This is a genomic window from Desulfosporosinus paludis (assembly GCF_045689965.1).
GTDB classification, from domain to species: domain Bacteria; phylum Bacillota; class Desulfitobacteriia; order Desulfitobacteriales; family Desulfitobacteriaceae; genus Desulfosporosinus; species Desulfosporosinus paludis.
Window position 1 is genome coordinate 1,451,413 of the sequence record NZ_CP144211.1, and the last position, 12,866, is coordinate 1,464,278.

Below are 12,866 nucleotides of genomic sequence, written 5' to 3' on the forward strand. Positions count from 1 at the left end.
ATCAAAGTTTTCGTTGAGGCTAAGCTTTGAGTTCCATCAAGAGTTTGTAGGGCTGTGCTATCCAAGGTGTAATTCGTACCGTCGAGATTAATCGTGACAGATGTATCTGCAGCAGTTTTAGTGACTCCAGTTACACCATCAGTCCCACCTAGCTGAGCTCCTGAACCTACGTTTGTAATAGCAAAGTTTGTTGAACCCGGGTCAGTCGCTACTGCAGCCAAAGCGTTATTTAAAGCACCGTCCGCCTGGGTATCCGTAATATCAATTCCAGTTCCGGTAGTGTCTACGGCAAACGTAAAGTTGCTCAGTTCGTTATTGCCACCGTTGGCAGTTGCTTTGTATTGATTTAGTGCTGCAACTATTTGAGTTGCTTGATTACCGGCAGTGCTATCGACAGAGTCATCAATGGTCAAGTTCTGTGTTTTATCTGTATAGCTACTTGTGCCTACATTGGACCCACCATTACTGGTAACGTTCATGTTTACGGTAACACCATTAAATCTAAACGTCGCCGCACCATTAGCGCTTGCTGCAGTAATAGCACCAGTATCCCACACTGCTGCGGTATTTTTAAGGTTCGTTCCTATAGTAGCTGCATTTGCTCCCGTGACTTGAGCATAAGTGTTCATCCCGAAAGCATTGTTAATTGATGTCTGATCTTCTACTGTAGTACCACTTGTATTCCATAATATTGGAGCCTGCTGAGGGTTTTTGGCCGTGATCGTAATTTTTTTCGTGGTGGCATCAATGCTGACATTGGCCACGGAACTTAACAACGTTCCGGTTCCATCCCCATAAGTGTCCGCGCCCGAAATCGCAGCTGTAACATTGGCATCATTTTGGGCACCTGCTAACGTCTTCAACGTGGTGTTAGATATATAGAAGTTAGTGCCACCAACATTAATAGTCACTTTCCCCGCAGCGCCAATAGCTGATAAGTCAGTCGTCTCAACAGCACCAACGGCACCTGTTACCGTCGGAACTGAGGGTCCTACGTTAAACTGACCCTTGGTCGCATCCGCACCGGACATCACGGCTGTGAATGTCTGTCCACCAATGGATATCGTATCGCCGGCTTCCTTAAAGGCACTGGTAATGCTGAAATTGTATGAGCCGTCAACCTCCTTTATACCACCCGCAAATACACCGCTAGCTGCAACACTGTCGACGGACTCGCTCGTGTCTGTGACATTGTTAACAGAAATCGCACCCGCATAGCTGCTGTTCTTAATGGCATTATTAATCTCGTTGTACAGCGAGCCGCGATCAGTGGCTGAGAGGTTCCCCTGCGTTTTCGCCGATCGTGAAGGTGTAGGCCTTGTTAACGCTATCATAGCTGAGAGTGGTGGCCGAACCTGCAGCGTTCCCCTGCACTATATTGACTGTCGTGCCATTCAATGAGTTGCCGTTGACCGTATCCACACCATTGAAGGCAATGCCATTAGTAAGGGTAACAGACGCAGCCACTCCCTTGGTGCTGGGGAGGGTCTCAACCATGTTCGACAAGGCACCAGTCGCTGCTGAGGTGGACGCCTGCACTGAAGCCGTTGAGTTCACGCCCGCCACGCTATTCGCGTTGGTAATTAGCTGTGATGCGGTTCCAACCGCTACCCCGACCTGTCCATTGATGACGGCGGTGTTTCCTGCAGTCGTTGTCGTCGCAGCCACATTGGTACCCTTAAGAAGGTTCTGAGTGTTGAACTGAGTCGTATTACCAATCCTGTTTATTTCAGAGGTTAACTGATTCATTTCAGTCTGCATTGCGCCACGGTCAGTAGTGGTGTTGGTATCACTACCAGCTTGGACTGCAAGCTCACGCATACGTTGCAGGATGCTCGTGGTTTCGTTCAGAGCACCTTCAGCAGTAGATACCATGTTAATACCAGTTTGAGCATTACTAGAAGCCTGGTTTAACCCACTGATCTGTCCACGGATTTTTTCGGAGATTGATAGACCTGCTGCATCATCAGCCGCGCTGTTGATCCGTAGACCTGAGGACAATTTTGCCAAAGAACTTTGGGTAGCCTTCTCATTGATACCCAACTGGCGAATAGTATTAAGTGATGCCATATTAGTATTGATAATCATGATGGAAAACCTCCTTGTTTTTGCGTAATGTGAACTTCCTTTTTCACATTTTTTATAACAAGCCTGATGGCCAACTCGGCTTATTATCATAAGATTAATTTTTAGGAAAATAAAAAAAGACGAGTATTGCTTCATCAAATTGACGTCCTGCCAGGAATGAGCAATAGTCGTCGTCCTTGAATTATTTATATAAGATTCTATGCCAACTTCGATTTGCCTAACTAACTGGTCTTAGGAGGCTTGTTTTGCTCTTCATATATTTCTCCGCGAATAATAAGAGTGTTCTTAGGGGCTTCGATTGCCAGTCTCAAATCACCAAATTCACTTCTAATGACTTTGACCATAATGTTGTCACCGATCATCACATATTCGCCTGGCTTCCTTCCTAACACCAGCATAATTTTCTCCTCCTTGATTGGATAGATTCATTAAAAAAACGAGCAAAATATCCAATATCCTCCCTACGTCCTGTAAGGATGATTTGGTTTATTCACTCGTCCCTGTAACTGAATTAATTTTGGTTCCTACTCTATACTATGAAATGGCATTACTGAATCCGATTAAATAAAAAAACGAGCAAACATTCCAAACCTTCCCTACGTCCTGTAAGGGTGATTTGGCTTGTTTGCCCGTCCCTGCGATGGTATTCAGTTCCCTGTACTATTTATATTAATCTGATCTTTAAGCGTATTGATCGTGAGAGAGTTGTCTTTAGTTTCATATAGTTCTCCACGTGTAATAACTGTGCTCTTAGGGGCATTGATGGCAAGTCTTAAATCTCCTGTGTCACTTCTTACAACTTTGACCATGATGTCTTCGCCAATCATTACATATTCGCCAGGTTTTCTTCCTAACACCAGCACGATTGCTCCTCCTAATCACTATATCGTAATATTGTCTCAGAACTTTAGGGCTTTTTTCAAGATGTTTAAAAAACTTCAATAATGATTTCAGTTCGCCTCCCATTTATTACATTACTCTGATAATAAAACATTTACCCTAAATGAACCCTAAATAGGATGTGCCCTATAGGATTAATACTCCTATAGGGCACATTGTGAAAACTTTATAAACCAATGGTTCCGTGCTTCTCCACTAAATTAAAAAATTTGTCAAGATTTTTATTCTTTCTTCAAATCCCGCATCACCCTCTTGAGCATCTCATCAAGTTCAGCAGCTCTTGAATGTGCCCAGGCATACCCGCTCAATTCCATATATCCTCTCTGTTTCAACTGTTTAAGTAAATCTAAATTTCCTCTTCTGATCTGATTGCCCTTAAGCAACTCGTCCAGCTGATAAAGTTCACAGTTAACTTGGTTTGTCGCCAGTCTATAATTCCCACGGCCATTTTCAAGTATCTGTGAGATGCCTGCTTCTGCCAATCTTTTTCGCAGTAAATAGGTGGTGGCATGGAAATTAGTATGAGCTTTTTCGGCGTTATAGTCAGGCCAAACTGCATCCGCTATCTTTTCCCAATTTACCGGCACACCCCTTTTATGTACTAAAAATGCCAAAATTTCTTTGGCCTTAGAATTTTTCCAGGCCAGCGCTTCTCCATCTAAAAATACTTCGAAGTCGCCGAAACATTGAATAAAAGGTTTTCCTGATCCTCCAGCTGTATCATTGTTTTTCGACAATCGCCTTAATGTTTTCTCCAGTCTTTCTTGTGTCATAGGTTTCATAATATAATCCATTGCCTGTAATTCGAAGGCATCTACTGCGTATTGATTAAAGGCCGTCACAAAAATAATATCTATATCTTTATCCAGGTCTAATATCTGCTCGGACAGTTGAAGACCGTTAACCCCCAGCATTTCAATATCTAGAAAAACCGCATCCAGCGGATGAATTTTCAAGTAAGATAATAACTGTTCTCCTGTTTCAAACAAACCACATAACTCAATTTCCTTAATTTCCAAAGCCATTCTTTTAAATCGTTCTAAAACATGCATCTCATCGTCTACTGCCGCAATCCGTATCATAATGGTTTTCTCCCTTCCGGTATCACCAGTCTCACGCAGGTGCCACGTCCCACCTCGCTGCTGATATCAAGGCCTCTGCCATACAATCTAAGGAGTCGGTGATGGATATTCAGGAGACCAACGCCTTGACCGTTTCTTCGTTCACTCAGGAGGGGAATTAATCTTTCTTCTTCCATTCCAATACCATCATCTTCAATCTCTATCCTGATTCCTTTCTCATACGTCATCAATCTGACAGTCACCCTTCCTCCCTCTTGCTTTTTAGATATTCCATGACGTACGGCATTTTCCACTAGGGGTTGGAGGATAAGAACAGGTATTTGCACGTTTGAAGAAATACTAAGCTCTTTAAGCAGCTGGATCTTTTGACCAAAACGTGCTTGTTCAATGTTGAAATAGGTTTCGATGAATTCCAGTTCTTTTTCGATCGTCACCCTTTTATCCAGGTGATTAAATTCCAGACTTCCCCTTAAATAGATGGCTAAATCAATAATGAGCTTGCTGGCCTTTGTCCCATCATTTTCGCAAATATTGGCAATGGCACTCAAGGCATTATAGAGGAAATGCGGCTTTATCTGAGCTTGTAAGAAGGACATCTCTGTAGCCATTATTTTATCCTTGAGTTTGTCTGCTTCCACTAACTTTTGATTGTATAAAATAAGTTTTTTATGAGTAAGGGCTTGTTGTTGAGATTGAACAAACGACATTGCTAAGATAACCGCAAAATTTCCATATAAAAACATATAGGATATATTGATACCGCCAATTCCCAGATAATGAAGGATATCTGCCAGAATCGTCATAACGAAAATGCCAAAGGCAATAAACATTAGTCTAGCGTTGTCCCTTTTCTGAAGCACTGCTATTATGAGGACACTCATGACGTAAATCATTTGCAGCAGCACCAACAAGTAAAGGTAATTCGTAATGGACGACATAAATTGAGGAGTTTTGAACAGGAGTAAACCATCAAAAAACAGAGTAGGCAGTAGGACTAAAGCCAATATCAATTTTTTGCACCAAGTCAAATAATAAACGCTTCGGGTGGCATAAGTGTACTTTACTTTACTTCCAAACGGGTAAAGACTATGGACAAACAAAATCATCAACGGCAGCAAATTATAACCTGTCAAATAATTTATATAGGCTACTCCATCAAAAGAAACATTAGGGAATAAAATTCCGATAGGTTCTAAACCCCATATTGAGGAGCGCAGGGCCGTGATGAAACAAAGCAGGCTGAAAAACAGGGCTGTTTTATTTCTAGTTTGCAAAATAAAGAGTAAGAAATAGTAAAGGCTAAAGATAAAAACGCCGCCAATGAATAAAAGCTGTAGCGCTGAGAGGATCATCTCCTGGCGCTCTATGACTTGTTTGGATCCAAAGACTGGCGCTTCGTGGAGTCCTCCCTTGGTATAATCCAGATTGGCCACCTGAAAAATCAACTCAAGCTCTTGCGTATCTTTTGGCAACTCTAAAATGAGCGATTTCTCGCCATTCTTGAAATCCGAAAGTCTATCCGATACCTTACCAACTTCTGCAATAAACCGTCCATTAACATAGAGCCGATAGGCATTGGCAACATTTCGAATGCTCAGAGCGGGGTCTTTAAGCGTCGTTGGATAGATCAGGTGCAGGCGATAGGTGGCGAACCCATGATGAGGATAACCCTTTGTTCCTGCCGTTTGTTCATCCCAACTGCCTGGCACTTTCAGGAACGAATCCATGGGGGGCGTGGGCTCATTTATAAAATCGTCTGGCGTCAATAATCGATTCCAATAGAATTCCCAGTCTCCTTTAAGGACGACTGATTTATTGTTACTTTGCTTAAAATCAAAACTCGATAAATCCGCCCTGCCGTGATCAACAAGATCAGAACTCGATGAAAACACCCTGATTGCACCGAAAAATATCAAAGCAATCCAGGATAGGATGAGTACGATTCTCCAAGTAAGTCCGGTGTTCTTCAAGATTTCTTCACACCCTGGCTTCTATTATTATCTTGCAGTTTTCCCTAGCAGGTACCCTCAAACATCTTTGAGTCCACAAAATTATTTTAATAAAATAAGTTAAATATTGCGTCATTCGTCTATATTAATTCGTTAGGTTTCGCTTAATTCCTCTATTATTTGACCAAAGCCAACAACAAATTAATATTTGTTTTTTAAATTTTCCACTATGTAGATTGAAATTACACCAAATCAAACTATTGACCTCACCTTAAATTCCCTAGTTGCACTAGTAATCCAATTCAATCTGGTTAAAGTCCTCATCCTTAAAGAAAGCATTAGTTGCCATGAAAACCATATTATTCACCTGACCGAGTATACTTCGGTCATAGGTTTTGGTATAAATAAGTCTGACTAAATGGAAACCAATACATCTTTGACAGGTCTTCTCGGACTTGGAAGGGCTTCTATCGTTGGATAACCCATTCGGAACTGAATGATACTGTGCCATTCTGAAGTCCCTAAGATTTCACGTAGCTTTTCTCCGAAAACTGGTGTCAAGTTGAGTGATACTTCCCTATCTCGGCGTTCTGACAACTGGTTCATGATCTGCATGCCAAGTCCCTTGGTGGTAGCCCACAGATGGAGCCTTTGCCACAATTGCCCTGCTTTAACGACTTGCAGATAATCCTGTGGATCGCGGACGGTAACAAAGCCAAAAGCAGCAGCCGTTGCTACGTGTTTGTTTTTTAAGGTATTTAGCCAGAATTGGTTATTTTGTTCTGGGGAGAGTGGCGGTAAGATTTTAGCTATCATGCGAGTGAGTGTTGGTAGGCCCTGGGCATCGGTAGTTATACCATCTTTGTATTTTTCGATATCTTGCCACGATTGCCTCGTCCATTTGGGATCAACACCGATCTGTTCCTTATCAGAAATTAGAGTCTGGGTTGCTTCAATCATTGCTTGCCCTATTTTTAGTTTATCCTGTTGAGAATCGAACATGAATAATTTAACTTCTGAGTTATCGATGTTTAGGTTCATTAAGGATACAATTATTTCTTGTGTAATATCCCGGGTTGTATCATAAGGCCCACGGTTCATATGGCGTTTTGGGATGGCATCATAAAGCTCCATATGGAGTGGTTTCATAGTCGTTAAATCTATCTTGGCTATATAATTAATGTCTTGCTGATCTGGAAAATAGGTTATTATAGGCGAATAACCATTTTCTTTTGCGGCAATAATCAAGTTTTCCAAGGCACAGCCTAAACTGATATACATCTCTCTTAAATAGGGGTCAACGGGGCCGAGATTCCTACCTGTATCTGCTTTGAGCTCTATTGATGAGTTTCCTAATTTAAAAAGCCAGGGTTGGGCATTGTGAGCATTAGCAGCTAAAAGTGCAGCATTGACTAATCCGTCTAAACCATTGGGACTTGTTTCCCAGGCCGTATAAGCAGGGCCTTTACCGGTACTGAATACCCCGTTTTCAGCAGCCCTCCAGAAGCCTCCCGCTACCACCACGCTTCCGATTATTGCAGAACCTTTTAAGAAGTTACGCCTGTTGATTAATGCTATATTCCCCATTTCAGTCTCACCTCAGTTCTCCTCATTTTTTAGCAGTATCGGCGGACACTCAGAAATACCAGCATTCGCAAATAAAACATCTATTTTTCCAAACTTGTAGCGGACTTGAGCCACTACATTCTCAATATCTGAGAGTTTAGATACATCTGCTTTGATTGCAATAGCATTTTCACCAAGTTCATTGTTCCACTTTCAAGTGTCTTTACATCCCGATCAACAATAACAAGTTTGGCACCATTTTCTATAAACAATCTAGCTGTTGCCACCCGTTATTAGAGTTACTTTATTCTTTAGCTTTAATTCTACCATAATTAAACCTAACTTCAATTAAACTACTTTACTCTTAGAATTAGATTTCGTTGGTTATGCCTCGTACCCATCCCGCCACCCGAGCTCCCGGCGGTGACCGTCAATGAGGTTTCCCGGATAGGCCCAGCTCAATTATAATCATTTAATCCCCTTCCATTGAGAATTTGCTGCATACATTTTTCAACCCTTGAGTCTCGAGTTTTGGATTGTTTGGGTTCAGAAAAATAAAAAATGTATGCTCTTTGCCGTCCCGGCGTCAATGCATCAAAAGCAGCTTTCAAGGCAGGGATTCCATCTAATTTATTTTGAAATTCTTCAGGAATTATGAGTTCTGTACTCTTCTTAAAATTCACTTTCAAGCCGGCTTTTTCCACTTCAATGGTTTCATATATAGGCTTTCAAGATGGCTTCCATCTCAACTATTTCTTGAACACCGGTGAACCGAATCTGGCGCCCCGCCTGCACATTCTCCGTTTGTTGGATTAGAATACCATGGGTATCCTTTAACAAGGCACCATTGAAAAACAGAAGTGCACAGTATTCTTTAAATCCATGTATTAAAACTATGTTTCTTTCCTGAAACTTGTAACAAGGTTTACCCCACTTCAATTCTTTCTGCCACTTTTTGTCTTTACTTGATTATACATCAACCTTAGGATTTGAATGGTCTTGTCCTTTTCAGACTTGATTTTCTCAATGTCATTATCGGTCACAATGACATATTTATCTTTGTCATATTCATATCCTTTAACAATGTACTTGCCCGAAACTTCTGCACCGCAATGCCCGCAGATTTTTTTGTAGTGGATGCGCTGATGGTCTCTTCATGAAGCTGGTTGAAGCTGATGTTATTGTCTTGCGTGGTTGTGTACATGGACACAGGGATAGAAACGAGAGAAAACTGATAGTTGTTTTGTGCGCCACTGCCATAATATCATCTCGACAATAGTATTGGCGGTGAAATGTAAATCATTCGAAATTCTTTTGTTCTGATGCCTTTGGTTTTCAGCTATGAATTTTGTGTTTATAAGGCTTCATCTCCCTCTTCATTAGTATAGATTCCTCCATAATATCTCCATAGCATCGGGGCGTACACTTAGTTCTGTATGAAATCAGCAATTTTATTCTCTATTTCCGTTTTATATTTACTAAACCAAATTAAGTGGCTTTGTGCAGGAATCATCATGAGTTCAGCGCCTGTTATTTGCTCTGCTGCTTTTATCGAATTTTCAGGACTTACAGATTTATCGTAGGTACTTGCAATAATCAAGGTTGGAACAGTGATAAGATTAAACTCATTAAATGTATGTTTTATGTCGTTTAGAAATCCTTCTCCGGACCTCGAAGCCAAAAGAAATTTGAGGACTGCACGACGTTCCTTTTCATCCCAGCTTTTTATTACTTCTTCAGTTTTTAGTGAGCTCAGTGAAGGAAGCAGTAATTTAAGGAAAAAATCAGGGGCGAATCGTCCCACCTGCCGGAGTAGCGCCCAAGTAAATTTTTCATTGAATCTGTTAAATATGATCAGCGCACCTCTCCGGGTGTGTGAATCAGGCCAAACTTCACAAGTCACAGCGCTTTCAAGAATCAGCTTCGTTACCCTTTTGGGATAGTTCTTGGCGAAATGCAATGCCGTCCGGCCTGCTGCCGATATACCTATGACAATTACCTGATCAATCAATAATACATCCAATAAAGACGATAGAGTATGTGCAAATTCTTCGGCTGTTCTACCTGAAGCTGAAGGCGTCCTTCCGTATCCGGGACGCGATGGAATAACCAGGCGATAACCGTTTTCCAAGAAAAATTTCTCATGCTCAAACGGAGAGCAACAGTCCTCCTAGTCAAAGTTTTCTATAGTTTGCTAAGCAGTTTAGCGAGTTATTCTGCCTCAACGTGCCTTGTCACGATAAAAGAGCTATATTTTTCATAGTCAAATTGTCACGACCAAGGACCGCAAATTGCCTCAGGCCATGCACTCTTAGAACTTGCCTAGTAGTTGCAATTTTTTTGGGTATGGGAACTTATATCACTTGGCCTTCTGTGAAGGGAACGATCGGAATAGTAGGTGGTTTATTCCTCTTTTGGATGGCCTATGGAATTTTGAAGGATTCTATTCATTCGGCTGCCCTTGAACTTTCAGGCGAGGTAACGAAAAAAGTCTCCGTCCCTGGGTGGCGGGGCTTACTATTACTGCGTCAAACCCTTATTGGTTTATATGGTGGGCAACCGCAGGAGCTGGCGCTCTAATGGTTGCTGCTGGTCAAGGTGTCATTGGCGCCATTAGCTTTTATATGGGGCATAATCTTCTCCCTATTAAATTGACCTTTTTGGGAATTACTATATGTTGTCGAGTCTATGTTGATAACCTCAAATGAAGGAGCTACTAGCATGTCAAACGTCATTGATCAAGATTTATATCAATTTAGTACCTACATTCAGCCAATCAAACTTTCATTCCACCAGTATTTACTTTCAACTGGTGATCCACTCTTGCTTCATACAGGTAATATCCAACAAGCAACCGCCTTTGTACCCCAGCTGAAAGCTATTCTTGATGGAAAAATTTTGAAGTATCTTTTCATTTCTCACTTTGAAGCAGACGAATGTGGTGGATTGTCTCACATCCTCGAAAACTTTCCTGATGCCAAACCAATTTGTTCCGAAGTGACAGCCCGTCAATTTAGTGGATTCGGACTTGCCAACGAGTTTATTATTAAGAAACCTGGTGAGAAACTGACGACGGATGACTACGAACTGGAATTTCTTAGTTACCCCTCCGAAATGCATCTTTGGGAAGGATTATTAGCCATGGAAACTCAGCGCAGGATTTTCTTTAGTAGCGACCTAATGATGAGGTTCGGTGAAGCGAGCGGTACCGTCATTGAATCCAATTGGCTTACTGAAATAAATAATATACACCCTGAGCAAGTGCCAGATCCTGAGCGACGGGCCAAGTTGCAGCAAACTTTGAGGCAATTAAATCCTAGGTTTGTTGCGACCGGCCATGGCCCCTGCCTGAAATTAACTTAATGATTAAGGGAGCCAAGAACCTGAATTTTAATACTTCAAATTTGCCGTTCTGCTGGTATCCATATCGGTAGTGTAATCACTCGTTTTCTTAACCTTTACCTAGTCTCTTTAATTGAAATATGATAAAGTCGGAGTGTTTACGAAAAAGCAATAGAAAGCTTGTATTTTTAGGAGGGATCGAATTGGACTTGCAATTAATCAAAGAGCAGATCAATGTTAACGTTTATCATATTCCCAATGAGAAAAAGGTAGCTTTGCATAAGCACCCTCAACATGATGAGATCTTTTATTGCATTAGTGGCTCCGGATTTGGGGTGCTTGAAGATTCCGAGGTTCCGTTAATTCCAGGCAAAGCTTTTATTGTTCCTGCGAAAGTAATGCATGCTTTAAGGTCAGAAGACAATCTCTATGTAACATCATTTTTGGTACCTGTGGTTAGAGAATAAATAACCGTGCTAAAAACACGGATCGAATGCCGTATACTAAAGACACTAAACATCTAGGGGTTGTGAGATGAGAATTTCACAACCCCTGTTACATTAACCCCAGCAAAATCCTCTTCCCTCTTCTTCAAATTACCAGAATCCAAGATCTAGGATCGATTCTCCATTCAATTCTTCCCCGCTAAAATTACTCATCTTAAGAGTTACATTATGTTATAACTGCAAATCCCGTTTTGATCTGTTTAATATTCTTAAGTAATGATTAGCTTCTCTTAACACGTGATCTGCTAAGAGTGGAATGATTATCGATTTTATTTTACATGTTAGTAACCCTTCTGTACCGGCTGCTTTAAAATCCCTGAAGGCGCGGGTTGACATGATAGTTTCCTGTGTTAACTGCCCAAGAGTTTTAGTACCCTCTTCCCCACCCTGTGTTAAAAGCTCAAGCCTATCAAACTGTACCGCAAAATTATTCGCTTTAACAATTAAATCGGATTCAGTTGGATCTAATAAATGACTAATAAACTTTGCGTGCTCAGCCATTTGCCTGTTCCAAAACTTTTCTTCTTCGTTAGCTTCTTGAACAAAATCAACGACCATACGCCTTTGCAATCGTTCCAAATGTTGAATGTAAAAAAGTGCTTCTCTCCGGATATGAATTATTAATAAAGGAAAATTGAAAGTGAACAATTTTAGTTGTAGCATCCCTTCGAGTATCTTGGTCTTAAATAGTACTAAGGCTTTAGTTAAATCAATAGCCTTCTGGTTTAAGGCAGTTACTTGAGCTTCAAGTTGTGGTTGATCTATCCCTGCATTCGGGGTCAGTCTGAGTTCTTCTGTAGTTATTGCTGATTCAATATTAATACCGGAAAGTTCCTGAGTAATTTGTTCTGCTCGTAAAGTTTTATCAGTTATCGATTCCCCCGAATTTAATGTTTCCATACTGACAACCCCGTTAGCAAGAACTACTGCCTCCTGTAAAACTACAGCAAATTGACACTTAAACATTTCTGCCTGTTGCGCGTATGCAGCATCTTTTGCTACAAAACCAGCTTCGAGAAATATTGAATGTTCTTTCATAATTCGTCCGAAAAAGAGGTGTAGTTCCAGTGATTCCCGAACAAAATCTCTCGGGGATAAAAGTGAATTCATGTGAATCCCTCCTTCATTGGCTCTTATGCTAAAACGTTTTGTTGTATGACTAATTAAATTATCGAGAAAAATTTCCTCCATGTATATTAGCTATAGTATAGATTTATATTGTCGTTATTTTGAAAAAACAGAGATAATAAAGGCCATCACCAAAAAGGTGATAGATTGTTTCTACTACTGTCCTGTGTCGGACGATGAATAGGAAGGCAAATCTACCACGTCATTTTGCCGTCTCTTTTTTTAAACTGCTTATGCATTTTACTCTGCACAGCATTCCGTCCACGGAAACATATCCACCGACTACAACTCAGCCACCCGATATC

The 12,866-nt window shown here is 41.0% G+C and carries 13 protein-coding genes and 2 pseudogenes; 3 read left to right on the forward strand and 12 right to left on the reverse strand.

What is annotated here, in order from left to right; all coding sequences use genetic code 11:
• Positions 1-1,266 precede the first annotated feature (1,266 nt).
• The 11 genes and pseudogenes from VZF35_RS07480 to VZF35_RS07530 form a co-directional block, all read right to left on the reverse strand.
• Positions 1,267-2,223 (reverse strand): flagellin, encoded by a 957-nt coding sequence (locus VZF35_RS07480; protein WP_407312406.1) that lies wholly within the window; start codon positions 2,221-2,223, stop codon positions 1,267-1,269.
• 86 nt (positions 2,224-2,309) lie between these two features.
• Complete coding sequence (locus VZF35_RS07485) at positions 2,310-2,486, reverse strand: carbon storage regulator (protein ID WP_407312408.1); 177 nt, start codon at positions 2,484-2,486, stop codon at positions 2,310-2,312.
• Between the two features lie 249 nt (positions 2,487-2,735).
• The gene (locus VZF35_RS07490; RefSeq protein ID WP_407312410.1) at positions 2,736-2,951 is read right to left on the reverse strand and encodes a carbon storage regulator; all 216 of its coding nucleotides are present in this window, start codon (positions 2,949-2,951) and stop codon (positions 2,736-2,738) included.
• A gap of 258 nt (positions 2,952-3,209) precedes the next feature.
• The gene (locus VZF35_RS07495) at positions 3,210-4,070 is read right to left on the reverse strand and encodes a response regulator (RefSeq protein WP_407312412.1); all 861 of its coding nucleotides are present in this window, start codon (positions 4,068-4,070) and stop codon (positions 3,210-3,212) included.
• Complete coding sequence (locus tag VZF35_RS07500; protein ID WP_407312414.1) at positions 4,067-6,040, reverse strand: histidine kinase; 1,974 nt, start codon at positions 6,038-6,040, stop codon at positions 4,067-4,069. Before VZF35_RS07500 ends, VZF35_RS07495 begins: the two co-directional genes overlap by 4 nt.
• Before the next feature lie 393 nt (positions 6,041-6,433).
• Positions 6,434-7,606, reverse strand: a complete 1,173-nt coding sequence (locus VZF35_RS07505; RefSeq protein ID WP_407312416.1) for a twin-arginine translocation signal domain-containing protein — start codon at positions 7,604-7,606, stop codon at positions 6,434-6,436.
• A 12-nt stretch (positions 7,607-7,618) separates the two neighbouring features.
• A pseudogene (locus tag VZF35_RS07510) lies at positions 7,619-7,777 on the reverse strand (SDR family NAD(P)-dependent oxidoreductase); the annotation flags it as partial.
• 266 nt (positions 7,778-8,043) lie between these two features.
• On the reverse strand, positions 8,044-8,289 hold the full coding sequence (locus VZF35_RS07515; RefSeq protein ID WP_407312418.1) for a YdeI/OmpD-associated family protein: 246 nt from the start codon (positions 8,287-8,289) through the stop codon (positions 8,044-8,046).
• A gap of 10 nt (positions 8,290-8,299) precedes the next feature.
• A complete protein-coding gene (locus VZF35_RS07520; RefSeq protein WP_407312420.1) occupies positions 8,300-8,524 on the reverse strand; it encodes a DUF1801 domain-containing protein in 225 nt (74 codons plus the stop codon).
• Positions 8,521-8,789, reverse strand: a pseudogene (locus VZF35_RS07525) (Ku protein). The gene VZF35_RS07520 and the pseudogene VZF35_RS07525 overlap by 4 nt, the downstream one beginning before the upstream one ends.
• A 222-nt stretch (positions 8,790-9,011) precedes the next feature.
• Positions 9,012-9,716, reverse strand: a complete 705-nt coding sequence (locus tag VZF35_RS07530) for an alpha/beta fold hydrolase (protein WP_407312422.1) — start codon at positions 9,714-9,716, stop codon at positions 9,012-9,014.
• A gap of 215 nt (positions 9,717-9,931) precedes the next feature.
• Between VZF35_RS07530 and VZF35_RS07535 the strand changes: the two genes are divergently transcribed.
• The 3 genes from VZF35_RS07535 to VZF35_RS07545 all read left to right on the forward strand — a co-directional run bounded on the left by VZF35_RS07535 (position 9,932) and on the right by VZF35_RS07545 (position 11,394).
• Positions 9,932-10,165, forward strand: coding sequence for a hypothetical protein (locus tag VZF35_RS07535; protein ID WP_407312424.1), 234 nt, complete (start codon positions 9,932-9,934; stop codon positions 10,163-10,165).
• A gap of 141 nt (positions 10,166-10,306) precedes the next feature.
• Complete coding sequence (locus VZF35_RS07540; protein ID WP_407312425.1) at positions 10,307-10,948, forward strand: MBL fold metallo-hydrolase; 642 nt, start codon at positions 10,307-10,309, stop codon at positions 10,946-10,948.
• 182 nt (positions 10,949-11,130) lie between these two features.
• On the forward strand, positions 11,131-11,394 hold the full coding sequence (locus VZF35_RS07545) for a cupin domain-containing protein (protein ID WP_407312427.1): 264 nt from the start codon (positions 11,131-11,133) through the stop codon (positions 11,392-11,394).
• 210 nt (positions 11,395-11,604) lie between these two features.
• On the opposite strand, the gene VZF35_RS07550 is transcribed toward VZF35_RS07545, so the two are convergent.
• Complete coding sequence (locus tag VZF35_RS07550) at positions 11,605-12,543, reverse strand: DUF2935 domain-containing protein (RefSeq protein ID WP_407312429.1); 939 nt, start codon at positions 12,541-12,543, stop codon at positions 11,605-11,607.
• Positions 12,544-12,866: the final 323 nt, after the last annotated feature.